The 24,020-nt window shown below is 62.0% G+C and carries 28 protein-coding genes and 1 riboswitch; of the genes, 10 read left to right on the forward strand and 18 right to left on the reverse strand.

The window, feature by feature from the left end; translation table 11 throughout:
* Positions 1-2 precede the first annotated feature (2 nt).
* Positions 3-197: riboswitch (cobalamin riboswitch) on the forward strand.
* A 130-nt stretch (positions 198-327) separates the two neighbouring features.
* The 3 genes from IFT59_RS03770 (at position 328) to IFT59_RS03780 (ending at position 3,230) form a co-directional block, all read left to right on the forward strand.
* Positions 328-1,335, forward strand: a complete 1,008-nt coding sequence (locus tag IFT59_RS03770; protein ID WP_192086117.1) for an ABC transporter substrate-binding protein — start codon at positions 328-330, stop codon at positions 1,333-1,335.
* A gap of 81 nt (positions 1,336-1,416) precedes the next feature.
* Positions 1,417-2,448, forward strand: a complete 1,032-nt coding sequence (locus IFT59_RS03775) for an iron chelate uptake ABC transporter family permease subunit (RefSeq protein ID WP_192086118.1) — start codon at positions 1,417-1,419, stop codon at positions 2,446-2,448.
* Positions 2,445-3,230: an ABC transporter ATP-binding protein gene (locus IFT59_RS03780; protein WP_192086119.1), complete on the forward strand. Its 786-nt coding sequence runs from the start codon at positions 2,445-2,447 to the stop codon at positions 3,228-3,230. Before IFT59_RS03775 ends, IFT59_RS03780 begins: the two co-directional genes overlap by 4 nt.
* A 6-nt stretch (positions 3,231-3,236) precedes the next feature.
* Here the strand turns inward: IFT59_RS03780 and IFT59_RS03785 are convergent, their stop codons facing one another.
* Genes IFT59_RS03785 through IFT59_RS03820 form a run of 8 tightly spaced genes read right to left on the reverse strand, consistent with a single transcriptional unit; the run spans position 3,237 to position 11,120 of the window.
* Entirely contained in the window at positions 3,237-4,097 is an 861-nt protein-coding gene (locus IFT59_RS03785; protein ID WP_197978014.1) for a tetrahydrofolate dehydrogenase/cyclohydrolase catalytic domain-containing protein, read from the reverse strand.
* 2 nt (positions 4,098-4,099) lie between these two features.
* Positions 4,100-5,269, reverse strand: a complete 1,170-nt coding sequence (locus tag IFT59_RS03790; RefSeq protein ID WP_197978015.1) for a hypothetical protein — start codon at positions 5,267-5,269, stop codon at positions 4,100-4,102.
* Between the two features lie 47 nt (positions 5,270-5,316).
* Entirely contained in the window at positions 5,317-6,201 is an 885-nt protein-coding gene (locus tag IFT59_RS03795; RefSeq protein ID WP_192086121.1) for an ABC transporter permease, read from the reverse strand.
* Between the two features lie 5 nt (positions 6,202-6,206).
* Positions 6,207-7,007 carry an ABC transporter ATP-binding protein gene (locus IFT59_RS03800; RefSeq protein ID WP_192086122.1) on the reverse strand — a complete coding sequence of 267 codons (801 nt, stop codon included), beginning with the start codon at positions 7,005-7,007 and terminating at the stop codon, positions 6,207-6,209.
* Positions 7,008-7,041: 34 nt separating this feature from the next.
* Positions 7,042-7,623 carry an NAD(P)H-dependent oxidoreductase gene (locus tag IFT59_RS03805; RefSeq protein ID WP_192086123.1) on the reverse strand — a complete coding sequence of 194 codons (582 nt, stop codon included), beginning with the start codon at positions 7,621-7,623 and terminating at the stop codon, positions 7,042-7,044.
* A gap of 16 nt (positions 7,624-7,639) precedes the next feature.
* Entirely contained in the window at positions 7,640-9,031 is a 1,392-nt protein-coding gene (locus IFT59_RS03810) for an FAD-binding protein (protein ID WP_192086124.1), read from the reverse strand.
* On the reverse strand, positions 9,028-10,323 hold the full coding sequence (locus tag IFT59_RS03815; RefSeq protein ID WP_192086125.1) for a cytosine deaminase: 1,296 nt from the start codon (positions 10,321-10,323) through the stop codon (positions 9,028-9,030). Before IFT59_RS03815 ends, IFT59_RS03810 begins: the two co-directional genes overlap by 4 nt.
* Positions 10,320-11,120: a creatininase family protein gene (locus tag IFT59_RS03820; RefSeq protein ID WP_192086126.1), complete on the reverse strand. Its 801-nt coding sequence runs from the start codon at positions 11,118-11,120 to the stop codon at positions 10,320-10,322. The genes IFT59_RS03815 and IFT59_RS03820 overlap by 4 nt, the downstream gene beginning before the upstream one ends.
* A 131-nt stretch (positions 11,121-11,251) precedes the next feature.
* Here IFT59_RS03820 and IFT59_RS03825 point away from each other — a divergent pair, with 131 nt between their 5' ends.
* The 3 genes from IFT59_RS03825 (at position 11,252) to IFT59_RS03835 (ending at position 13,580) form a co-directional block, all read left to right on the forward strand.
* Complete coding sequence (locus tag IFT59_RS03825) at positions 11,252-12,016, forward strand: IclR family transcriptional regulator domain-containing protein (protein ID WP_192077478.1); 765 nt, start codon at positions 11,252-11,254, stop codon at positions 12,014-12,016.
* A gap of 9 nt (positions 12,017-12,025) precedes the next feature.
* Positions 12,026-12,853, forward strand: a complete 828-nt coding sequence (locus IFT59_RS03830) for a bifunctional 5,10-methylenetetrahydrofolate dehydrogenase/5,10-methenyltetrahydrofolate cyclohydrolase (RefSeq protein ID WP_192086127.1) — start codon at positions 12,026-12,028, stop codon at positions 12,851-12,853.
* Between the two features lie 100 nt (positions 12,854-12,953).
* A complete protein-coding gene (locus tag IFT59_RS03835; protein ID WP_197978016.1) occupies positions 12,954-13,580 on the forward strand; it encodes a nuclear transport factor 2 family protein in 627 nt (208 codons plus the stop codon).
* A 57-nt stretch (positions 13,581-13,637) separates the two neighbouring features.
* Here IFT59_RS03835 and IFT59_RS03840 read toward each other — a convergent pair whose 3' ends face one another.
* The 8 genes from IFT59_RS03840 to IFT59_RS03875 form a co-directional block, all read right to left on the reverse strand.
* Entirely contained in the window at positions 13,638-14,405 is a 768-nt protein-coding gene (locus IFT59_RS03840; RefSeq protein WP_192086128.1) for a 2-keto-4-pentenoate hydratase, read from the reverse strand.
* A 206-nt stretch (positions 14,406-14,611) separates the two neighbouring features.
* On the reverse strand, positions 14,612-14,941 hold the full coding sequence (locus IFT59_RS03845; protein ID WP_062582577.1) for a cupin domain-containing protein: 330 nt from the start codon (positions 14,939-14,941) through the stop codon (positions 14,612-14,614).
* 9 nt (positions 14,942-14,950) lie between these two features.
* Entirely contained in the window at positions 14,951-15,658 is a 708-nt protein-coding gene (locus IFT59_RS03850; RefSeq protein WP_192086129.1) for a glycosyltransferase family 2 protein, read from the reverse strand.
* A complete protein-coding gene (locus IFT59_RS03855; protein WP_192086130.1) occupies positions 15,655-16,314 on the reverse strand; it encodes an HAD family hydrolase in 660 nt (219 codons plus the stop codon). The genes IFT59_RS03850 and IFT59_RS03855 overlap by 4 nt, the downstream gene beginning before the upstream one ends.
* Positions 16,315-16,339: 25 nt before the next feature.
* Positions 16,340-16,996, reverse strand: a complete 657-nt coding sequence (locus IFT59_RS03860) for a hypothetical protein (RefSeq protein WP_192086131.1) — start codon at positions 16,994-16,996, stop codon at positions 16,340-16,342.
* Positions 16,993-17,754, reverse strand: a complete 762-nt coding sequence (locus IFT59_RS03865; RefSeq protein WP_192086132.1) for a glycosyltransferase family 2 protein — start codon at positions 17,752-17,754, stop codon at positions 16,993-16,995. Before IFT59_RS03865 ends, IFT59_RS03860 begins: the two co-directional genes overlap by 4 nt.
* 132 nt (positions 17,755-17,886) lie before the next feature.
* Positions 17,887-18,594 carry a hypothetical protein gene (locus IFT59_RS03870; RefSeq protein WP_062455117.1) on the reverse strand — a complete coding sequence of 236 codons (708 nt, stop codon included), beginning with the start codon at positions 18,592-18,594 and terminating at the stop codon, positions 17,887-17,889.
* 113 nt (positions 18,595-18,707) lie between these two features.
* A complete protein-coding gene (locus IFT59_RS03875; protein ID WP_062582587.1) occupies positions 18,708-19,097 on the reverse strand; it encodes a winged helix-turn-helix transcriptional regulator in 390 nt (129 codons plus the stop codon).
* A gap of 106 nt (positions 19,098-19,203) precedes the next feature.
* Between IFT59_RS03875 and IFT59_RS03880 the strand changes: the two genes are divergently transcribed.
* Positions 19,204-20,217: a zinc-binding alcohol dehydrogenase family protein gene (locus IFT59_RS03880; RefSeq protein WP_192086133.1), complete on the forward strand. Its 1,014-nt coding sequence runs from the start codon at positions 19,204-19,206 to the stop codon at positions 20,215-20,217.
* A gap of 24 nt (positions 20,218-20,241) precedes the next feature.
* Here the strand turns inward: IFT59_RS03880 and IFT59_RS03885 are convergent, their stop codons facing one another.
* Positions 20,242-21,603 (reverse strand): amidase, encoded by a 1,362-nt coding sequence (locus tag IFT59_RS03885; RefSeq protein ID WP_192087096.1) that lies wholly within the window; start codon positions 21,601-21,603, stop codon positions 20,242-20,244.
* 81 nt (positions 21,604-21,684) lie between these two features.
* Positions 21,685-21,867: a DUF3008 family protein gene (locus tag IFT59_RS03890; protein WP_062582591.1), complete on the reverse strand. Its 183-nt coding sequence runs from the start codon at positions 21,865-21,867 to the stop codon at positions 21,685-21,687.
* Between the two features lie 137 nt (positions 21,868-22,004).
* On the opposite strand from IFT59_RS03890, the gene IFT59_RS03895 reads away from it, so the two are divergent.
* From IFT59_RS03895 to IFT59_RS03905, 3 genes are all read left to right on the forward strand, one after another.
* Positions 22,005-22,238 (forward strand): hypothetical protein, encoded by a 234-nt coding sequence (locus IFT59_RS03895; RefSeq protein ID WP_062455125.1) that lies wholly within the window; start codon positions 22,005-22,007, stop codon positions 22,236-22,238.
* Between the two features lie 162 nt (positions 22,239-22,400).
* Positions 22,401-23,204 (forward strand): nucleotidyltransferase family protein, encoded by an 804-nt coding sequence (locus IFT59_RS03900; RefSeq protein ID WP_062457812.1) that lies wholly within the window; start codon positions 22,401-22,403, stop codon positions 23,202-23,204.
* Positions 23,205-23,278: 74 nt separating this feature from the next.
* A complete protein-coding gene (locus IFT59_RS03905; protein ID WP_192087097.1) occupies positions 23,279-23,965 on the forward strand; it encodes a metallophosphoesterase family protein in 687 nt (228 codons plus the stop codon).
* Positions 23,966-24,020: the final 55 nt, after the last annotated feature.

Here is a 24,020-nt window from a genome sequence, read left to right on the forward strand (position 1 = left end):
CCTATCAGTTGGGGCGCTACGGTTCTGCAATCGCAGATGAAAAGGGAATGCGGTGAAGCTTTCGGGCCCACTCCGCGACTGCCCTCGCAACTGTAAGCGGCGAGCCAGCCATCGATACCACTGATCATCCGATCGGGAAGGCGATGGAAGGCGTTCGAGCCGCAAGTCAGGAGACCTGCCGTGGCATGGACAACCAACACCGGACGAGGGGTTCCGGCAGGGAGATGATTATGACGCAAGCAATGCGCTCGTGCGCCATTTTGACGTCGAGCCGCGATGCGGCTTCAGGTCGTCCTGCCCTTTTTTCCGATCATTGAAGGACAGGACATGAAATCAGGGCTTATCGCCGCCTTAGTTGCGGCACTTCCCACATTCGCCTTTGCCGCACCGACCAGCTACCCGCTGACGATCGAGAATTGCGGTCGCCCCGTCACGTTCGACAAGGCGCCCGAGAAGATCGTCTCGATCGGTCAGGGCATGACCGAAGTGCTTTATTCGCTCGGGTTGGCCGACAAGGTGGCGGGCACCGCGGTCTGGGTCGGGCCGGTGCTTTCGCCCTATGCCGGGGTGGATGCGAAGATCAAACGGCTTGCCGACAACGACCCAAGCTTTGAATCGGTCGTTAGTCTCGAACCGGATCTGGTCGCTGCCGAGTTCGAGTGGCATGTCGGGCCGATGGGATCCGTCGGCAAGCGTGAGCAGTTTTCCGATCTCGGCATCAACACCTACGTCTCGCCCGCCGATTGCGTCGCGAAGACCAATGCCGACGGCGGCGATGGCGTTCGCAACGAACTGTTCAAGATGGACCTGATCTACCGCGAGATTACCGAGCTTTCGAAGATCTTCGATGTCGAGGACAAGGGTGCCGCCCTCATCGCAGACCTGAAACAGCGCGAAGCCGCAGCCGTCGCATCGATCAAGGGCGTTGAGCTAAAGAACCTGCCGATCGTCTTCTGGTATTCCAGCAAGGAAACCAAGGGCGATGCCTTTATAGCCGGCAAGAACAGCGCACCGGCTTATATCCTTGAGACGATCGGCGCCCGCAATGTGGTGACGACGGAAGAAGAATGGCCGCTGGTCGGCTGGGAAACGATTGCTGAGGCCAACCCCTCCGTCATCGTCGTCGCCACCATGGACCGTCGCCGCTATGCCGCGGATGATCCTGCCGTGAAGATCAAGTTCCTCGAGACTGATCCCGTCGTCAGCCAGCTGGATGCGGTGAGAAAGAAGCGTTTCGTGATGATGGACGCCCAGTCGATGAACCCGACGATCCGCACGATCGAGGGCATCGAGACACTCGCCCGGGGCATCCAGTCCTTCGGCCTTGCGAACTAGGGTGCGGCGGGAGATGATATCTTTCCCTTTTTCCGCCATCGTCGATGAGGCGAATTTGCCCGACCTGCCCAGGCGCCCCAAGTGACGCGATCCCGTATCGGACGTTGGGCGCTAGGTGCCGCAGGCGTGTTCCTGGTGCTCTCAGCGCTTCTCGTCGCCATCGTCGCCGGTGTGGCGATCGGTGAGATGACCATTCCCATGGAGACGACGATTGCGGCGGTGACGAACCGGCTCGGTCTGACCGCCATGGCACTGCCGCGCATCCAGGAAGCGGTGATCTGGGATTATCGCCTGTCACGGTCGCTGGTCGCGGCGTTTTGCGGCGCCGGACTGGCGCTGTCGGGGGCGATCCTGCAGTCGCTGCTGCGGAACTCGCTGGCCGAACCCTATGTGCTCGGCATTTCTGCGGGAGCATCAACCGGTGCGGTCAGTGTCATGCTGCTCGGCTTTGGTGCAGGCGCGATCTCGCTTTCCGCCGGGGCCTTTGCCGGCGCGCTGATCGCCTTTGTCTTCGTGGTGATGCTGTCGAGCGGACGCCAGACGGCGGACCGGACGATTCTTGCGGGCGTTGCCGCCTCGCAATTGTTCAACGCGCTCACCTCCTACATCGTCTCGACGTCTGCCAATGCCGAACAGGCGCGCAGCGTGATGTTCTGGCTGCTCGGCAGCCTTGCCGGCGTCCGCTGGCCGGAGGTGACGCTCGCCGCATCGGTGGTGACCGTCGGGCTCATCGTCTGCATCTGGCATGCGCGGGCGCTCGACGCGTTTACCTTCGGCGAGGATGCGGCGCGGTCGCTCGGCATCGCGGTCCGACGGGTCCGCGTGGTGCTGCTGCTCGTCACGGCGCTGATGACAGCGACGATCGTCAGCATGGTGGGTGCGATCGGCTTTGTCGGGCTCGTCATTCCGCATGCGGCCCGGTTTATCGTCGGTCCCGGCCATATCCGGCTTCTGCCTGCCTGTGCGCTGATCGGTGCGTTGTTCATGGTGCTCGCCGATATCGTCTCGCGCATCGTCATCGCACCGCAGATCCTGCCGATCGGGGTGGTGACGGCGCTGGTCGGCGTTCCCTTCTTCTGCGTCATTCTTTACCGGGCAAGGAGGGTCGCATGACAACCGATCCCATCTCTACCCCGGTCTTGACCGCAACCGCCGTGCGCTGGCTTGCCGGGCGCAAGGTGATCGTCGATGGCGTCACGATTTCGGTCGGTAAGGGCCGGACGCTCGGCCTGATCGGACCCAACGGTTCCGGCAAGTCGACGCTGATCCGGCTGCTGGCCGGTCTGCGGCCACCCGCCGCCGGCAATGTCACGCTCGACGGCAAGCCGATGAGCGGTTTCGCGCGGCGCGAGCTTGCCAAGCGGGTTTCAGTCGTCGAACAGCATTCGGCAACCGAGGCGAATGTCACCGTCATCGACGTGGTCCGGCTTGGACGCACACCATACCGGTCGGCTCTGTCTCCCTGGACGCAAGAGGACGACCGGATCGTGACCGAGGCACTGGTTCGCGTCGGGCTGGACGATCGCCGCGAGCAGTTCTGGCATACGCTGTCGGGGGGAGAGCGTCAGCGCGTGCAGCTTGCCAGGGCTCTGGCGCAGTCGCCGTCGGTGCTGATCCTCGACGAACCGACCAACCATCTCGACATCCAGCATCAGATCGACATCCTGCGGCTCGTCTCGGAGCTGCCGCTGACGACGGTCGTTGCGATCCACGATCTCAACCTCGCCGCCCGGTTCTGCGATGTGATCGCCGTGCTTTCCGAAGGACGCCTTGTCGCCTTCGGTCCGCCCACCGATATTCTGACCGAGAAGACGATCGCCGACGTGTTCGGCGTTGAAGCCCATGTTTCGACCTCGCCGCATCACGGCCGGCTGCATATCCAGTTCCTGATGTGAACCGGTCTAGGCGGCGGCGATCTGTAGCAGGTTGCGCAGCAGCATCGCACGGGTGAGCGCGCCGACCGAACCCTGCGGCGGCGTTACCCAACCTGCGACCTCAGCGACATCGGCGGCCACGTCCGAGACCATCGAACCTTCTGCGCCGTAGCTGATGCCGACGCCGACGACGGCGGCACCGGGTTTGACCATGTCTGCGGTGACGAAACCGGGTTGGCCAAGGGCGGCGATGACGATATCGGCGCGCCTGACGTCCTCGGCGATATCCCGAGAGCCGCTATGCAGCAGGGTCACCGTCGCATCGATTCCCCGAGCCGAAAGAAGCATGGCAAGCGGGCGACCGACGAGCTGGCCGCGGCCGATGATGGCCACCCGGCGTCCCGTAAGCGGAACGGCATTGTCCTGCAGAAGCGCGAGGATGGCGGCCGGGGTGCAGGGCAGGAGGCCCGGTTTACCCGACAGCAGCAGCCCGAGATTCTGCGGGTGCAGGCCGTCGATATCCTTGGCCGGCGACACGGCGGTCATGACGCGTGTCTCGTCGATCTGAGGCGGCAGCGGCAGTTGCACCATCTGGCCGTGGATGGCTGGATCGGCATTGACAGTGGCAATCCGTTCGAGCAGGGCTTCGGTGGTCGTATCCGAGGGCAGGCGCAGGTCGACGGCCTCGATACCGACCTCGACACAGTCCGCATGCTTTCGGCCGATATAGGTGGCGCTGGCCGGATCGTCTCCCACCAGCACCGTCACCATCTTCGGCGCAATGCCGCGCGCGCGGAGATCGGCAACCTGCGCTGCCATTTCGCGCCGCAGCCGAGCGGCGAGGGCTTCGCCGTCCAGCAGTGTTGCGGGCGTTCTTGGCGTTGTCACGCTCATTTCAGGCCGATCGAGGGATCGATGAAGCGGTTGGTCACGACCTGATCCGGCTTCACATCCGGATCGGCGCGCTCGTCGAAACGGGGCTTCACCAGTTTCAGCATCTCGGCGACGCGGTCCATATCGAAATCGCCGATCGTCGCGTTGGGGCCGTTGCCGATAATGCCGGTCTCGACCATCGTCTTTGCGGCATAGGCCATCAGCTCGGGCGCCGTCTTCCACCAGCTGGCCGCATGGCCGGCAGCGTTGAAGTCAACGATCACCTTGTTTGCCTCGGCCGGATCCTTGGCGTAGTCGGCGGTCGCCTGCTGCAGAAGCGGAACGAGCTTTGCCAGGCACGGTGCGAGCTCTTCCATCCTCGCTGTGGCGACGGAGAGCATGCCGGTGTAGTTGCGATAGCCGAGGTCGTTCATGTTGAGGTAGCCGATCGGCTTGCCCCAGTTGTTGCCGTGCTCGAACTTGTAGACTTCGCTGGTGACAAAGCCCTGGTTCAGCCATGTGCCGTTGTTGGTGACGAAATTCTCGCCGTCGCCGCGATATCCCTCGACGAACACATCCGCGGGGACGCCCTGCTCGACGAGATAGAGACCGAAGGTGCGCTTGATGGTCGAGACGTAGATCTTGCCCTTGCCGCTCTCCGCAAAGGTCTTGAGATCGGCGATCGACTTGAAGCCGTCAGGATAGGTGGCCTTGTCCCACAGGAGAACAGTCGGCGCGATATCGAGCGGCGCCATGACGCCGACAACGGGGAAGCGCTTGGAGAAGATAAAGGCGTTGTCCAGTTCCTGATAGCCGAGATGCGGCGTGACGCCGGCCTTGGAGTTGCCCATGTAGAGCGCCGAATAGGCGGTCTCGCCATCGCCCATGCCAAGCCCGCCGCCACCTTCGAGGATGGTCAGCTCGATGCCGGTCGAGCCGAGGGGACCGGTATATTGGCCGGACGTCATCTCCCCTCCCGAGCCGATCAGCTGATAGAGCGGACCTTGCTCGGCCTGGGCCAGCCAGTCTTTCTGGATGATGAACGGGCTGGGGCAGACATCGGCGAGCGGCGTCTTGTAGCGGCTCTTGGCGAACTCGCCGGCGGTCGCGCCATTTGTAGACAAGGCCGTTGCGAACGTGGCGATCACCACTGCGGTGGTCAGTGTGGCAGTCAGTTTATTTGTCATTTTCGTTCCCCTGATTGCTTTTTTTCTAGGTCATTTCAGCGGCGGTGTCAGCGTTGCCTGTCGCTCGATTCGTGCCAATGCGCAAACAGCCGGTTCCCGAGCCAGTTGAAGGTCAGGTAGACGGTGATCGACAGGGCGGAGGCGACGATCAGTGCGGCATACATCTGCTCGTATTTGAAATCGATCTTGGCGTTCATCAGCAGCTGACCGAGACCTCCCTTGCCGGACAGGAAGAACAGTTCCGAGACGATCGCGGCGATGACGGCGAGACTTCCGGAAATCCGCAGGCCCGCAAACAGGGTCGGCGCGGCAGATGGCAGCGCCGCCTTGCGCAGCATCACCCACCAGGAGGCATTCTGCAGCTTGAAAAGTTCGAGAATGTTGCGGTCGACGCTTTTGAGGCCGAGCAGCAGCGTCGTTGGAATGGCGAAGAAGGTGAAGAGCGCGACGATCAGCACCTTGGGCAGAAAGCCGAAGCCGAGGGCGCTCTGGATCAGCGGAATGATCGCCATGATCGGGATCGACTGCAGCGCCACGAGATAGGGGAAGACGGCTTTTTCCAGCGCATAGACGCGGAACATGACGATGCCGAGCATGATGCCGACGGGAATCGAGACGGCAAGTCCCGTGATGGCGATGGAGATCGTGGTCAGCGCCCGCATCAGCAGCTCAGAGCGGAAGGCTGCAATGCCGAATGCCTGGCTCCACAGGCCCTCCGCACTCGGCATCAGGAACTGGCGATGTGCCGGAAGGTCGGCACGTATCAGCGCGTAGGCGGCAACGATCAGGATGCCGAGGAGCAGAGGCGGCGCGAAGCTTAAGACGAGGCGGCGACCGACGCTTGGCGCCGGTGCAAGCGGGACGGGGCGGTAGCGCTCCACCTGGGCCTTCAGCGGCGTCGATTTGTAAGCTGCGGCAATAGGCTCGGACATGGCGCTCAGGCCTCCATGGCATTGCGAAGGGCACGCGATACCGCTCCGCACAGTTTCGAGAATTCCGGCTCGTAACGCAGGTCCGGCTGGCGCGGGAAGGGAAGGCCGATGTCGAACGTATCGATGATCCGGCCCGGACGGCGCGACATCACCACGACCTTGCTCGACATGTAGACGGCCTCGGGAATGGAGTGGGTGACGAAAATGCCGGTGAAACCTTCGCGGCAATGAAGGTCGATCACCTCGTCGTTTAACCGTTCGCGGGTGATTTCGTCGAGCGCGCCGAACGGTTCGTCGAACATGAAGACGTTGGGATTGAGCGCCAAGGACCGCGCCAGCGATGCGCGCATCCGCATACCGCCGGAAAGCCTTCGCGGATAATGGGCCTCGAAGCCGGAAAGGCCGACGAGCTCGATCTTTTCCTTGGCGATTTCGCGGCGCTTCGCGGCCGGGTAACCGCGCAGCTCCATCAGCAGTTCGACATTCCCCTGCACCCGGCGCCATGGCAGAAGGGTCGCATCCTGGAACGTGTAGCCGAGCTGTTGCCGATCGACCCAGACATCGCCGGAACTGTGGCTCGACAGGCCGCTCGCGATCCGCAGCAGCGTCGATTTCCCGCAGCCGGACGGGCCGACGATCGACACGAACTCGCCATGGCCGATGGCAAGATCGACATCGGACAGCGCTTCCGTTCCATCCGGGAACGTCATCGAGACCTTTTCGAACACGACGGCATTGCCGCCGGGCAGGGGCGGGTGGGGACGTGCACCAATATCGGTCGCAGCGACTGTCGGCGATCCCGTCATGACAAATCCCCTTTTCTCATCTCAGACCCGTCTCTCAAAACCGCAGCATGGACGTGCGGACCTGCTCGATGAAGGCCTCCGTGCGCTCATTGGTGACGTTGTTGATATCGTAGAGCGCGTGATATTTCACCTTGACCCGCGGATTGCAGACGACGCGCAGGAAGCGGGTGGCATTGCGTCGTGGCGGATCGCCGAGAACCATCGCACGCCAGCGTTTCGAGCCGTAGGTGGTGACGGTCGCGAGCTTGCGGATATTGGTGAGGCCCGGCGAAAGCTGGCCGTCCTGCAGCTTGAACGACACGTCGGGCAGAAACACCCGGTCGAAATAGCCCTTGAGGATCGCCGGCCAGCCGAAATTCCACACGGGATGGCAAAGAACCAGCGCATCGCAGGACATCAGCCGGTCGACATAGGGCGCGACGCGGCTGCGATTGATGGAAAGGTCGTGATAATCGCGCCGATCCTCCGCCGACAGAACCGGATCGAACCCTTCGGCGTAAAGATCCAGATCGTCCACCGTATGCCCGGCCTCGAGCAGGCTCGCGACGACCGTATCGTGCAGACGCGAGGCGAGGCTTCCCTTCAGCGGGTGGGCGTAAATGACATGTACCTTCATCGGTCCATAATTCTCGTTATCGGTTGAAAAGGAAGATGCGGCCGGGGGCAGGGACCCAGTCAGGATGCGTCCATGCGATCATCTTGCCGGGGTTGAGAAGGCCTTTCGGATCCGTCTGGCGCTTGAATTCGAGCTGGGCCGGATCTGTGCGTTTCATGCCGCCTTCTTCGAGCGTTACCCGATGCGGGTTGAACACGGTGACGCCCAGCGTGACTTCAAGGATCTCGATCACCTCTTCGAGCCGCTCGGGGCTCTCATAGCGCAGCAGCGGCATGGCGACGGCGGCGACCTTGCCGGAAAACCGTGTGAATTCGAAATGCAGGATCAGCTCATCGCCGAAGGTTTCAGCGATGCGGTCGATCGCGCCGTAGAGATCGTCCTGCGGCAGCATCATCTGCAGGTAGGTGATCGACGGATCGATCTTGATTGCCCGAAGCGTCGTGTGGTTCCAGGCCAGCTCATAGGCCGGAGGCAGGCGCATGCCGGCACCATCGCGGTCGGCGCGGAAGCGGATGGCGGCGCCGGCGTCTTCCTCGACTGCGGTCACCAGCCTATCGAGATCCTGTCTTGCAACCATGACCGCAACCAGGGCTTCGCCGGATTTCAGGAACGGTGCATGCCGGGTAAAAAAGCGATCGGGGATGGCGCTTTCGAAGGTCGAAAGCATGCGCAGCGTGATCGCGTCATCTTCACCGAGACGAAAGGCAAGACGGTTCGCGGAGGCAAAATCGGGTGCGCCGATCAGCACGTCGACCCAGTCTCCGGCCGGGTCGACCGGGATCTCGATCTCGATGATGACGCCGTTGACGCCGTAGGCGTGCGCCGCCTTGGCAATGTCGTCGCCGACAAGGTCGATGACGCGGGGCTCTGCCTCCATCGTCACGAGACGCAGGCGGCGGATATTGGCGGGATTGCGCAGGCCGCCCCAGCGGATGGCGCCGACACCGCTCGATCCGCCGGCGATGAAACCGCCGAGCGTCGCAGTTGCCGTGGTGGACGGAAACAGGCGGATTTCCAGGCCCTTTTCACGCGCCGCCTGTTCAAGATCCGCCATGACGGCGCCGGCTTGGGCAACGAGATGATCTTCACCGATGCGAACGACCTCGTTCATGTGTTTCATATGCAGAACGACGCCGCCCTGCAGCGGCATGGACTGGCCGTAATTGCCGGTTCCGGCACCCCTGACGGTGACGGGCACGTTGCAGCGGTGGCAGATCGAAAGGATCTCGATCACCTCGGCCTCGCTGCGGGGCGCAACAACCAGATCGCCGCAGACGTCTTTCAGGAGATCCTTCAGGATTGGGCTATACCAGTAGAAGTCCCGGCTTTTCTGCTGAACCGTGCGCGGATTGTCGTCGATATCGAACCGGGCGAGCGCTGTCCGGCAGGCTTCGAGATCTGCACTCACGCGCGCCTCCGTTCGATCCCGACTGCCTCGGCAGTGGCAGCACCCAAGGCTTTGCCGTTGCGCAAAACCGTGCGGGCGGTGTTCGTTCGGGAGAAAAGGTCGGTCCAGCTGGTTGCCTCGAAGAGGATAGCATCCGCCGGTCCGCCGGCGCGGATCATGCCGGCGCCGTCGAGCCCCATGGCGGCCGCCGGTCCTGCATTGCAGGCGGTGGCCCAGCCGGCGGGATCGCCTTCGAGCTGGCCCAGGAACTGCGCCTGGCGCATCACATCCAGCATGTCGAAATCGCCGTAGGGGTAGAATGCGTCCTGCACGTTGTCCGACGCGAAGGCGACGTTGACGCCGGCGGCGCGCAGTTCGGTGACCGGCGCAAGGCCGCGCAGACGCGGCGTGCGGCCGGTTTTGCGGTCCTGCAGGAAGCCGTTGGTGAGCGGCAGCGCCACGACATGGATGCCGGCTTCGGCAATGCCGGCGATCAGGGCTTGCGCTTCGATCTCGTTCTTTTGAGCAAGCGCGCAACAATGTCCGGCGACGATGCGTCCGGCAAACTTGTGCCGCAGGGCCGTTTCGACGACGAGCGAAAGGCCGTCAGCGGATGCGTCCGTCGTTTCGTCCACGTGAAGATCGAGGTCGAGCCCGTGTCTTGCGGCTGCCAGAAACAGCCTGTCGATCCGCTCAGGCGTGGCGCTGCCCGGTCCGATAAAGGCGCCGAGCGTGCCGTCGCGCTTCGCGATTTGCGCGCAGCGTCGATCGAAACCGTCCTGCTCCACCCGAAACAGAGCCATCAGGGCGACCGCCTGCAGGGTCAGACGGTGCTTCCAGGCGGACTGGATTTCGCCAAAGGCGATCCAGGCGGGGCTGGCATCCGGTTCCTCAAACGTATCGAGATGGGTGCGCAGCGCGACCGTGCCATGCTGTTCGGCCCTAGTGAGTGCGCGGTCCATACGCTGCACGATATCCTCGACGGTCCGGTTGGGCGCATCGGCCATCGCCAGTTCGACAGCTCCGGCAAGGCCGTTGTCGGAAAACCCGGTTCGCTCGGACGTGAAAGCCTTGTCGAGATGGACGTGCATGTCGATGAAGCCGGGCAAAGCGAGGCGTCCCTGTGCATCCCACTCGCGCTCGCTTGAGCTTGGCGCATGAAAACGACCGTCGCGGATCGTGACGTCGAAGGTGACGAGGCCGCTGCGGCTGTCTGCTGCGTGGTGGGGAAGGCCATCGACCAGCGCTGCCGGTGCACGCATATTGCGGACGGTGAGCGGCGCGTCGCCGAATGGGGGGGTAACGGCGTTCATAGCGGCGGTGTCCCGATGGCAGGCATGCCCGGATGGGCGGCGACCTCGTCCAATAACTTGGCGTAACGGGTTGCTGCATGGGCAACGATGGCGGCGCCGATCGCAGGCGTTGCGGATGCCGCATCGCCGGCGACGCCTGCCGGGTGCAGATCCTCCGCGACCCAGCCGGCGCTAATCGGGCCGAGCAGGCGAAGGACCTCGTTGTTCTCGGCGACGGCTGCCGAGGCCGGCACGAAATTGCGGGCTTCGTTCATATCGACCAGATCGGGCCGGAAATGCAGCATGGCCGCGGTCTCGACCAATCCGCCATGGATGCCGTCGCGCTGTTCGAGCGGTGAGACGAGGCCCGGCGGAAAGCCCATCGAGATCCAGCCGGCCGATACCACGAACAGCTCCGTTTCCAGCCGCAGGCTTCTCGCCGCGATCTGGAGGACCGGAACGTTGCCGCCATGGGCATTGAGAAATACCATCTTGCGGAAGCCTGCGCGGGCGACACTGTGACCGATCTGGGTGAGGCTTGCCAGAAGCGTCGCGGCATCGAGCGTGAGGGTTCCGGGGAACGACAGATGCTCGTCGGATTTCGCGTAAGTGATGGTCGGGAGGATGTAGACATCAGCATCCTCGACACGCTGGGCTGCCTCCATCGCCATACGTTCGGCAAGGATGCTGTCGGTCGCCAGCGGCAGGTGCGGGCCGTGCTGCTCCGTTGCGCCGACAGGCAGGACCGCGACAGCGCGACCTTTGTCGATGGCTGCGAAATCGGTGGTCCTGAGGTCTTGCCAAAACTGAAACGACATGGTCTGTTCGCTTATCGAGCAATTGTTCGCTAAATCGTAACGGAAGTCGCCGGTTCGTCAAGGTGAAAAATGTTGCGGTGCGGAAAAGATAGGCAGATCGGGGCTGGCGCTCTGATCTGGAAGGAGCGCCGGTGCTGGATGAAAACGACAAGGAAGTCTCGCTGACCTTCGCCAAGGGGCTGGCCGTCCTGCTTGCCTTCGACGCAAAGGATCGCGCCATCACGATCAGCGAGATTGCCGACAAGGTCCAGCTCAACCGCGCCGTTGCACGGCGGCTGGTGCGGACGCTGGAGCAGCTTGGCTATCTCGCCTGCGATCGCGGCCGCTATGAGCTGACCCCCCATGTGCTGCGGCTGAGCCAGGGTTTTATCGAGGGCCGGGGCATTCCGCAGATCATCCAGCCGGTGCTGCGCAATGCGGCGCAGGAAGTCGGCGAGTCCGTGTCTTATGCGATGCTGGACGAGACGGATGCCGTTTATGTCGCCCATGCTTTCCTACCGTCGAAATTCACGCTCAACCGGGTCACGACAGGCACGCGGGTGCCGTTGCTGCCGACAGCTTCGGGGCGGGCGATCCTCGCATTCCTCGATACCGTCCGGCTGGATGCGATCCTCGACAGTGCCGCCTACTCTGCCCATACCGACCAGACCGAGACCCACCGGGATCGCCTGGAGGACGCGCTGAAACAGATCCGCGAGCGCGGCTATGCGCTGACCGATAGCGAATATGTGAGCGGCGTCGCATCGCTGGCGGCCCCCGTGTTTCACCCCGGCATCGGCGAGGTCGTCGGTGCCGTGTCGATCATCTTCGAGCATGGACAGTATGACGAGGCGGCGCTTTCCGAAATGGCTTCACGGCTGAAGGTCTGCGCCGGGCAGATCGGCTCCACACTCTAGGGAAGTCACATGCTTGAGATCGTAACAGGGTTCGAAATTGCAGCCGGGATCAATTCCGAAACACGCCGGCGCATTTCGGCAAGCGGCCGCGCGGTTCGCTGCGTCGTGCTGCTCGATGATGGCAACCCCGGCATGGCCGCCTATGCGCGTCGCCAGAAGGCCAGTGCGCAGGAGGTCGGCATAGACCTGCAGCTCGAAGCTTATCCGTCAGACGTAGTGAGGCTCACGGCTCGACTGGAAGAACTGGCCGCTCGGGACGAAATCGATGCGGTTGCGACGCTTTACCCGTTGCCGGCCGGCATGGATGCCCGCACGGCTGCGCTTCTGATCGGGCCGGACAAGGATGTGGACGGGCTGCACCCCCTCAATGCGGGTGATCTCGCGCTCGGCGCCGTAACACGTCCGCCGGCGACGGCGAAGGCCTGTCTCCTGATGGCGCAGGCGCTGGCCGGTTCGCTCAAAGGGCGCGAGATCGTGCTGGTCGGCGCATCGCGCATCGTCGGTCGACCGCTCGCTAATATGCTGCTGGACGCGGAGGCGACCGTGACGATCGCGCATGCGGCGACACGGGATCTGGCGGCTCATACGCGACGCGCCGATATCGTCGTCACCGCGGCGGGTGTTGCCGGGCTGATCGGTTCCGACCATCTTCGCGATGGCGCGATCGTGCTTGATGTCTCCATCAATCGCGGCCCAGGTGGACTTGTCGGCGATGTCGATCTCGATGCGGTTGCGGGTCGCAACGTGACGGTGACGCATGTGCCGGATGGCATCGGACCAATCACGACGGCTTGCCTGATGCGCAATGTCGCGGATGCGGCGTTGAGATCTTCCTGACAGAAATCAGTACGGTGATATTGCGCTGCACCAGAATTTGCGCTTTTCTACTTATATCCGAACACAAGTTCGATAAACGAACAATAACGGGGAACTCATAATGACCTTCCATCTTCGCGCTTTCGTGCTCAAAACGCTTTCCGCCGCTCTCGTCGTCGCCTCCGTCGGCTCGGCTCAGGCGGCAGACATCCGTCCCGGTGTGACCTACGCGGGCACGCCCTCCACCGATCCCGCGCGTGCCGCCATGGAGAACCTGGTCTTCGACCTCGCCTCCGCCTGGGCCTCCTGCAACGCCGACCTCCTGAAGAATGCGGTCACCGAAGACGTCGCCTTCTCCTATCCGACCAGCAGCGTTACCGGCCGTGACAAGATGCTGGCTGACCTCGACACGTTCTGCAAGGCGGCCAAGGATACCAGCATCTACCTTCCGGAAGACGCGTTCTTCATCGATACGACGACCGGCCGCATCGCGGTCGAGCTGCAGTTCCGCACGTTCCAGCGCGGCAACCGTCAGGTCGTCAACGATGTCTGGATCGCCCATGTGAAGGACGGCAAGATTTCGGTGATCAAGGAATATCTCGACGGAAGGGTGAAGGATCTGCAGGCGCTCGGCGTGCTTCAGCTCGAGGAAAGCCCGAAGACGCTGACCCCTTGGCCGGCCCGTACTGAGCAGTGGAAGGGTTGCTTCCCGATCGTCAAGGCGGCACCGGTCAACACTTGCCCCTGATCCTCATGGCGTGAAGGCAGCACGCGAGCCTTGGGGTCGCGTGCTGCAGATTTCCGGTTAAGCGGAGAGCAGGACGCTCATCTGATAGCCGCCTTCGAGTTCCACCACGACGCGACCGGCGCCGGGCAGCGGCATTGCGCCCGAGAGCGCGCCCGTCGTGACCGCCATGCCTGAGGTGAGGGACGTGGCAGGGCGCTTGGCGTCATTGGCATAGGCAACCAGCCAGGCGAGCACGTCTCCGACCGGATGGGCCACTGGTCCGTCATAGACCGGGCTGCTGTCATGGGTGACCTTGAGTGTAAGCCCACCAACCGTGTCGATCAGCGTCTTCGGGACCTTCGGGCCGAGCGCATAGCCGCCATTGCCGATGCGGTCGGCGAGGTAGAGCGGGAAGGAAACGCTGCCACCTTCCTCAACTGCGGTGACAAGCAGTTCCGAGCCGAGATAGGCATCCGCCACCGCGTCCAGCACTTCCGCCCTTGTATAGGCTTCGGACCTCACCGGTAGATCCGCGCCGAGCTTAACGGCGATCTCGACTTCGAACCGTGTGCCGGGGGAGTAGGGAAGCTTCGCTTCGCTGGTGGTCTCCACATAAGGGAACAGCGGCGCCATGACTGGCTGCTTGTCCGTCGACATCGCGACCTTGATCATCTTCGCGCTGGCGCCGATCCTCTGTGTCACGGCGTTCTGTGCCGCCATGCCGGCGCTCAAATCCTGGGGCAGGGCAAAGCTTGCGGACGGCGCCTTGCGGCCTTCGTTGCGCAGCGTGATCAGGCTCTCGGCCAGCGTTTCGGGGTTGAACGCCTGGGTTGAGAGTTCGGCCATGAATGTCTCCGATCGAATGATTTGCGGCTGAGCTTTGTGGGGCTCGTGCCAACGTTTCGCTGTGGTTCAGCGGGGTGGAGATCGTCGCGAACGCAGAGCCGTCCGTCAAGGCTTTGCGGGCAATATCCCGGCCCGACGCGCATGGATCTGTTCAGCAGGCCGACTTAACCTGCTGATATCGTTCGTTGAGAGGACAGGATTCTTGGTCAGTCGACGAGATACTTGTCGTTCTTGGCGCTCGGTATCTTCACCACTGTCAGCGTAGCGTCCGTCAGCGCTTCGAACGCGTTGACCGTGCCGGGTTCGATGACGATCAGGCTGCCTTCGCCCCATTCCCTGTCCAGCATGCGGACACGGCCGGAGACGACGAGCGTGATTTCCCGGGCGATCTTGTGGTAGTGGCGGGCATCGCGATCGCCCGCCTTGTAGCTCTTGACGCCCACTTCGAACGCGTCGGTCTTGACGACGCTCGGATCGAAATCGCCGACGAACCAGCCGCCGATCATGTTGTCGAGATTATAGGACGGTTCGCTCATCTTAACCTCTCAGATCGACAGTTCGCTCAGCTGGCGGTCCGATTTGATCGGATGATAGTCTTTCGCGTCGATCGGGTAGACGCCGATCTTCTTGTCCTCGAGAACGAGCTCGTTATAGACCGGGCAGACATAGAACATGTCGTTGTGCCGGGCATCCTTGCGGATCGCCGCCTTGGCTGCCTTGACGAAATCGGACCCTTTGCGGAAGTAGTAAAAGCCCGCCGTCGCATTGTCGCTGATCGGGTGCTTTTCGGCCGCTTCGACCACCATCTGGCGCTCGTCGAGCCGGACGAAGGAATAGCGCGGATGCACCGACCGGAAGGTGACGGTGCCGCCATCGAGCTCGCGCCGGCTGAAATCGGCGATGATGGTTTCCATCGGAACGGTCAGGAATTCGTCGCCGTTGAGGATCAGAAGCGGTGTGTCGTTGTCGATGCTGCCGGCGGCAAGCAGGGCGGTGCAGGCAGCACCGTGGGTCTTGTCCTTGACGGCAACGATCTCGGCGGTCGGATCGATCAGCCGCACGACGTCGTCGAGATGATAGCGGCGCAATTCCTTTTCCTGCAGCGCGATGATCACCCGGTGACCGGTGATGCGAGCGCATTGTTCGAGCAGACGCTGCACCAGCGGCATACCGTCTACCTCGACCAGCGGGGTCGGGAAACTTTCGGAGGAAAAGATGCGGGGCTCGCCCGCCATCAGGATCAGGATGTTCATGCGACCACCTGCAGGGCCGGAAGCTCGAACGATGCCTGCAGTTTGTCGATGGACTTGCAGATCGACTGATAGTTCACCTCGGACACGTCGTTGACGACCATGACATGGGCACCGGAGGCGCGCGCTGCCCGGATCCCGTGGTCGTTGTCCTCGACGATCAGGCATTCTTCAGGCGCAAGGCCGAGGATGCCGATGGCCTTCAGGTAGATTTCAGGGCTGGGCTTGCCGACGCTCACGTCTTCGTTGCTGAGCTGGAATTCGAGATAATCCTCGAGGCCGGCCTTTGCCATCATCAGGTTGACGGTGCTGCGGATGGAGTTCGAGGCGACGCCGAGGCGGTAGCCTTCGCCGCGCAGGCGAGCCAGGGCATACTGCTGGCGAAACACCGGCTTGCACTTGGTATGGATCAGCTCGGTCGTGTAGCGCTGCTTCATCTCGTTGACGAAGCCGTGCAGGGATTCCGGAAGTCCGCGGGTGGCGGTCAGCATCTGCAGCTTGGTGCGGGTCGGCAGGCCGTCGAACGTGGTCAGGTGCTCGTGCAGCGGAATGGTGAAGCCGAACAGTTCCAGCGCGCGGTTGAGCGCTTCGTAATGCCACTCGCGGGCATCGATCAGCACACCATCCATGTCGAAAATTACAGCCTTAATCATCGTCATCAAACCTCGTGCGCCAGACCTTGCGCTATACGCGCAGCAGTTCCTTGGCTTTCTCGGGAAAATCGGTGCAGATCATCAGCCCTTCGCGATCGCGCAGGCCGGACGAGACCAGCCAGTGCAGGAAGGGTTCGTATTCGTCGTGGCGGCGGTGCAGGTCGGGCGCGACCAGCGCGACCAGCTTGCCGTCATCCAGCAGCTTTTCGACCAGCGGCGCTTCGTACCAGCGGCCGGGCAGGAAATTGTCCAGCCAGACGCCGGTGATGCCGGGCTCGCTGTAAAGCGATGGCACGCGCTCGTATTCGCTCAGCCGGGTGAACGAGGTCATGCCGCGCTTCACACCCTGGATCAGGTCCGGAACCGAGCTGTCGAACAGGAAATAGTTGTCGTAGCCTTCGGCGGTCAGCACCTCGGCCAGCATGTCATGCAGCCCGTCGGCCTTGATATTGAGTGCCAGCGTCGGAGACCCGTGCTGTCTGGCGAGGCTCAGAAGATAAGCGAAGGAGATTTCGGTACCGTTCGGAATGTCGTGCGAGATGACCAGCCGCGGCTTGCCGCCAACGAGGCAGTCGCGCACATCGGTCTCGGTGCCGTAGCCGAGCGAGAACGACCGGACGAAGGCCTCGACCGTGTTCTTTTCTTCGGGGAATTTCCAGTATCCCCGATGACTGAGGATCTGGATCATGCCGGTTCCTTGATGGACTGTGTCACTCTCAGAGACAGCGGCAGATTGCGGAAGCTCTCAAGATCTTCGGGAACGCCGAGGCCGTGCATGCCCTTGTCGACGGAGCCGATCGAGTAGGCGCCGATCTTCATGCCGTCCTCGATCATGAAATTGTAGACGGGAGCCACGTAGAACTCACCGTTGACGCGGAAGTCGCGCTCGATCATCCGGTCGGCATGGGCGACGAAATCCGATCCCTTGCCGAAATTGTAGATGCCGACGGTGGCATGGTTGGAGATCACCTGTTTTTCGACGACGTTGTCGATAAAGCCGTTGTCGCCGAAGGAGACAAAGCTCCACTTCGGATCGTCCGCCGACATGGTCATGATCAGGCCATCGAGACCGTCTGCGGCGGCAAGGTAGGCGTTGATGTCGACATCGACATACTGATCGCAGTTGGCGATCATCATCGGGTTGCCGTTGTCGATGGCGTCGCGCGCCAGAAGCACGGTGCAGGCGGCGCCCTCGGTGACGGTTTCGACCAGATAGATATCGCAACCCGGCGCCCACTGGCGGAGATGCGCGTCGAGACCGTAGTCCCTCACATGCGATGCCTGGCAGATGAAGATGAAGCGGTGCTCGACATCAGGCTTCAGGTTCTCGATCACGAGGCGGATCATCGCGACGTCATGCACGGGCAGGAGCGGTTTTGGAAGCGTGTAGCCGGCTTTTGCAAAGCGGCTTCCATGACCTGCCATCGGCACGACGATATTGAGCATCTGCGGCGGTATCCAAAATAAAAGTTTGCAGTTGATCTAGTGCCTGAAACCTTAAGGCTTGAAGCTGGTGCCAAGCTGTCAAACAGGTCAATTTCCAGCGCCCGCGCCCGACCGCGGGCAAGGTCGAAACGCCTATTCGGCCTGGATTTCGCCGAGCTGCATGCCCATCGACGGGGACGGCGTGGTCAGTCGCGGTCGGTTGAAGATCTTGTAGAGCGGGTTGTCGCATTCCGGATTGGCAAACAGCGTGTTGGAATCGAAGTAGCCGTCTTCGATGAAGCGCAGGTTTGCGTGCATGGTGCGCAGGAAATAATACATCAGATGCAGGTGAGCGCGGCCCGAAAGCTGGTTCATGATCATGGCATTGTAGAAATGTGAAATAGCGCTCTTGCCGATCACATGCACGGCGTCGCCGACGCGCCAGTGGTCACGCCAGTAGGATTTGTATTCCTTGAAAGGAAAGTAGATGCTGTCGCGGCTGATATCGACATTCCAGTCCGTGATCTTCTTCCTGAACTGCAGGTCGAAGCGGATCACGGCGAGCGCATCGTATTCGTCTTGGGCGAAGACGTGCTTCAGGCCTTCCTTGTAGGTCTCGATCTGCGAGCTGCCCTGCGCATCCAGCTTGATCAGCTCGCACGGTCCAAGCTTATCCTGAAGCTCGGCCAGGGCCGGGCTGTCATAGGTGGCGAGGTAGATTTTCGCATCGGGATTGCTTTCACGCACCGGCGCGACAATGTTCTCGATGATCGAGTCGATGTTCTTGCGCGCATCCATCGGCAGGCCGAAACGGTCCTTCTCGATGTAATTGTTGCCCCGGATCAGTACGGAAAGTCTCAACGTTGCCCCCTATGGAAACGATTATCGCAGTCGCTGATCAACGTCTTGCCCCCGCCGATCCTGTCTCTCTGCGATAGTCCCCGTAGCTGGTGCGGAGCAGGTCAGGCCCTCTTTCAGGCCGGAATCGACGCCGCCTGCAGATCGGTCGTGGTCTGTTTCGGCTTGCCGTAGAGCCCGATATTCTCGTCGCCCCATGCCTTTAACGCGGTCAGGATCGGTTTGATGGTGAGGCCGAGCGGCGAGAGGCTGTATTCCACCTTGGGCGGCACCTGGGCATAGACCTTGCGAGTGATCAACCCGTCCGCCTCCAGCTCGCGTAGCTGGTTGGTCAGCATGCGCTGGGTCACGGCGGGAATCTGGCGGCGGATTTCGTTGAAGCGCAGCGTGCCGTCCAACAGATGAAACAGGATGACGGACTTCCACTTGCCGTCGATCAGGCCGATCGCCGCTTCCACCGAGCAGCCGGGGCTGCAGTCGAACCTGGTATGGTGGGCCTTGGCCATCACGGTATCCTTTTTGACACTATAGGCTGTTTTTGTGCGTATTGGCTTTGGATGATCATAGCGCCATATGAGGCTTACATCAATTCTGCAAGCAAAGGAGAACGCCATGAAAGCCATAGCCTACAGAACTGCCGGATCGCTCGATCGGGACGACGCGCTTGAAAATGTCGAACTGGACCGGCCGAAGGCGACGGGGCGGGATATTCTCGTTGCGGTGAAAGCGATTTCGGTCAATCCGGTCGATTACAAGATCCGCAAGAACGTCTCGGCTGAAGACGGCCAGTGGAAGGTGCTGGGCTGGGATGTGGCGGGCGAGGTGGTCGAAGTCGGCGATGACGTGTCCGCCTTCAAGCCGGGCGACGAAGTGTTCTATTCGGGTTCGCTGATCCGGCAAGGTGCTAACAGCGAGTTCCATCTGGTCGATGAGCGGATCGTCGGCCACAAGCCGAAGTCGCTCTCGAATGCGCAGGCGGCCGCCTTGCCGCTGACGGCGATCACCGCGTGGGAAATGCTGTTCGACCGGCTCGATGTCGAAAAGCCGGTCCCGGGTGCAGCCAATGCGATCGTCATCATCGGTGGTGCCGGCGGTGTCGGATCGATCGCCATCCAGCTTGTCCGGGCTCTGACCGACCTCACCGTGATTGCGACGGCGTCACGGCCGGAGACCCAGGCCTGGGTCAAGGAACTGGGCGCCCATCACGTCATCGATCATTCCAGGCCGATCGCCGAACGGGTGAAGGCGCTCGGGATCGGCGCGCCCGGTTTCGTCTTCTCGACGACCGAAACGCCACGTCATACGAAGGAGATCATCGAACTGATCGCGCCGCAGGGTCGATTCGGGCTGATCGACGATCCGGAAACCTTCGACATCACCGGTTTCAAGCGCAAGGCTCTTTCTGTGCATTGGGAGCTGATGTTCACCCGGTCGATCTATGAAACGGCCGACATGGACGAGCAGGGAGAGCTTCTGAACGAAGTCGCCGCACTGATCGATGCCGGCCGGATCCGCACCACCGTCACCGATGTGATGAGCCCGATCAATGCGGAAAACCTGAAGAAGGCGCATGCCACGCTGGAAAGCGGCAAGGCCCGCGGCAAGATCGTGCTCGAAGGGTTCTGAGGCCTGCGAAACAATGATCCGGGGTCAGCCCCGGATCACCTCTTCCGCTCCCATCGCGGCGGCGAGGAGCATCTCGTCGTCGTGAGCAACCGCCGACAGGAGGAATCCGACCGGCATGCCGGCTTCGCCGGTTCCGCAGGGGATCGACACGCCGCACCAGTCGAGGAAATTGCCGTAGCCGGTATTGCGGAGCGTCCTGCCGTTGGCCGCGAAAAACGCCTCGTCGTCGGCCTTCAATGGCGCAATGGCTGGTGCTACATGGGCGACGGAGGGGAAGGCGACGAGGCGACCGGCGATCAGTGCCTCGGTCTCTGCCGTCATCCGGGCGCGAGCATCGATGATTGCGAGATAGTCGGCGGTCGTGGTCTTTTCGCCAAGTCTGGTGCGGGCAACGACGCGCGGGTCCATTCCGCCAGCATCCGCACCCGCCAGTCGTTCTCGATGGAGCGCAAAGGCTTCCGCCGTCACCATCGGTCCGTATTTCGCCATCAGTTGCGGCAGTTCGTCGAAGGACGGGAAGGCGAGGCGGGTGATGCGGGCACCGCCTGCTGCCAGCCTCTCGATCGCTGCCTCGAACGCCTCGACCACACCCGGCTCGGCGCCGTCGAACACGCCATTGGTGGGGATGACGATATCGAGCGGCTGCGTGGGCTTTCGTGGTGTCAGCGGTGTGCCGAGACCCCGCATTGCCGCGTCGATCCACACGGCGTCCTGTACGGTATTGCAAAGCGGTCCCAGCGAATCGAGGCTTCTCGCCAGCGGGAAGACGCCGTCCATGGCATATCGGCCACGGGTTGCCTTGTAGCCGACGACGCCGTTGAAGGCAGCCGGGATGCGGACCGAGCCGCCCGTGTCGGTCCCCATGGCAACCGGCACGAGGCCAGCGGCCACGGCCACGCCAGCACCTGACGAGGATCCGCCCGGCACGCGGGGCATGTCTGTCGAGCGCGGGTTTTCCGGCGTGCCGTAGGTCGGATTGATGCCGATGCCCGAAAATGCGAATTCGCTCATGTTGGTGCGGCCCATCGCGACCATGCCGGCCTGTTTCAGGAGATCGACGACCGCTGCATCCTTGGTCGCCGCCGGATCTTTGGCCATCACGCTCGAGCCTGCCGTGGTCGAAAGGCCTTCGATGTCGAATAAGTCCTTCCAGGCGATCGGGATACCATCGAGAATTCCGAGCGAGCGGTTTTCGCGCAGGCGCTTTGACGCAGCTTGGGCTTCGGAAAGCGCACGGTCCCGCAGAAGCGTCACGAACACGGCCTTGTCGGAATAGGATTCAATCGTCGACAGGACCGATTCAGTCACTTCAACCGCATCAACCTTGCCGAGCTGCAAAAGCGTCGAAAGCTCGGCAATCGACATCGATCCGTAAGACTTGGTCACAGTGCTCATCCTTTATCCGTTCACCTGGGATCAGAGGTGTAACGGATTCGTGCAAAAGGAGAAGACGTTGCCGCTCCAGCTTCAGGAAGCGTGTTCCGGCTTTCCCTTGCGTTTCGTGGAGGCCAGTTCGTCGAGCTGCTTTTCGCTCATCGACTTCTCCATGCTTTTGGAAGCACCCTTCAGTTCCGATTTCTTGGTCTCGCCGCGCTTTGCGGAAAGCGCGGCGCCTGCTGCCTTTTGCTGCGCACTTGATTTTGCCGGCATGTCGTCCTCCTTCGTTTCCGCTTAAAACTTGGCAAACCGTGTCCCGGTTCCCGACAGCACGGAACCTCTGCAGCGTCTCGGCGGTTTCCCCACCGGCTCGCCACATTGCTGGCCTGACGACGTAAAAGGAGACCCTGATGGAAAACGAAAAGCACGAAGACGACAAGGCGCGCGAACCGGTTCGTGACGAATTGAGCGAGCAGATGGAAACGACCAACCCGGCAGCCGTGCGCGAAGCCGCGCGTCGCGGCGAAATCGACCGTTTCATGGTCAAGACCGATCTTGAAGACATCGACCAGCGCGAAGACGGCGACCAGCCGGACGGACGCCCAAGCCCGATGGCCAATGCGGACAACCAGGAAAAGCCGTGAGGCTGAGCCTGACGCTCAGGCGGGAAACAGCGAGAAAACGCGCTGTTCCCGCTACCCACTGACATTCGGAGAAAACCGATGAATGCCGATGTAGAAAAGCGCCATGGGCTCGCCCCCGCACCGACGGCGGCGCGAGAAACGCCGCCCCATCCGCTCCAGGCAATGCCCGATCTCGAGGTCAAGGCGGCACCGTTTCTGGCCGATGCCGATGCGGAGGCCTTCGTTGCCGTGGCGCTGGAGGATCTGGTCGATTGCCACATCCCGTTCCTTCTGGCCGGCACGTTCGCGCTCAGCGCCTATACCGGCATTACCCGTCAGACCAAGGATCTCGATATCTTCTGCAAGGCCGGCGACTACGCCCGGATCCTCTCGCATTTCAAGCAGAAGGGATATGAGATCGAGGTCGAAGACGACCGCTGGCTGGGCAAGGTGAAGAAGGGCAAGCACTTCTTCGATGTGATCTTTGCAGCCTCCAACGGCACGATGCCGATCAGCGACAGCTGGTTCGAGAATGCCAGACAGATCGAGATGAACGGCCACAAGGTCCGTATTATCGCCCCGACGGAGCTGATCTGGTCGAAATGCTTCGTCCAGCTTCGTCACCGCTACGACGGCGGCGACATCGTCCACACGATCCTGCGCGCCCATGACCAGATCGACTGGGAGCGGCTGCTCAACCATATGGAAGTGCATTGGGAAGTGCTGCTGATCCACCTTCTCAATTTCCGCTGGATCTACCCGACCGAGCGCGACAAGGTTCCTGATTGGCTGCTCGACGAGCTTCTCGACCGCCTGAAGGCGCAGCGCGAACTGCCCCTGCCGCAGATGAAGGTCTGCCGTGGCCGCATGTTCAGCCGCATCGATTTCGAGATCGATGTCAAGGAATGGGGTTTCGCCGACGTCGGTGGCGAAGGAGAACTGCGCGCGGGCGTCGATGAAAAAACTTTGGAAGGAGGCCCGGTATGAGCAAGTCTGACAAGGCTGCCGAAAAACAGAAGAGCGATCGCAAGAAGCCTGCGGGCCTGCAGCGCATCGCTGCCATGGGCGATCTCCACGTCAAGGAACACGGCTCGGAATCCTACAAGGACCTGTTTGCCGAGATCTCGCTGGAGGCGGACATTCTGGTCCTGACCGGCGACCTGACCGACCTCGGCAAGGTCAAGGAAGCCGAACTGCTGGCCGCCGATCTGCGCTCATGCTCGATCCCGATGGTCGCCGTACTCGGCAACCACGATTATGAATGTGGCTGCGTCGAGGAAGTCACCCACATACTGAAGGACGCCGGCGTCCACCTTCTCGAAGGTCAGGCAGTCGAAATCAACGGCGTCGGTTTCGCCGGAGCCAAGGGTTTTGCCGGTGGCTTCGGGCGTCACATGCTGGGTTCCTTCGGCGAGCCGGCGATCAAGGCGATGGTGGCCGAAAGCGTCGAGGAAACGATGCGGCTCGAAAACGCGCTGCGTCAGGTTCGCTCCGAACGCGCCATGGTCGTGCTCCACTACGCTCCGATCCGCGAGACGGTGGAAGGCGAACCGGAGGAAATCTTCCCCTTCCTCGGCTCGTCGCGTCTGGCCGAAACGATCGACCGCTTCCCGGTCAAGGCCGTTGTCCACGGCCATGCCCACCGCGGCCGCTACGAAGGCAGGACGCCAGGGGGCGCGCCGGTCTATAACGTTGCTTCGCATATCGAAAAGCCGACAGGTCGGCCTTATGCGCTGCTCGATCTCTGAGCGCTTTCCAGGCTGAAAAACATCAGCCTGCGAAAATCACTGATCGTGAAAGGTT

The organism is Rhizobium sp. CFBP 8752 (genome assembly GCF_014842035.1).
In the GTDB taxonomy this organism is placed as follows: Bacteria; Pseudomonadota; Alphaproteobacteria; order Rhizobiales; family Rhizobiaceae; genus Neorhizobium; species Neorhizobium soli.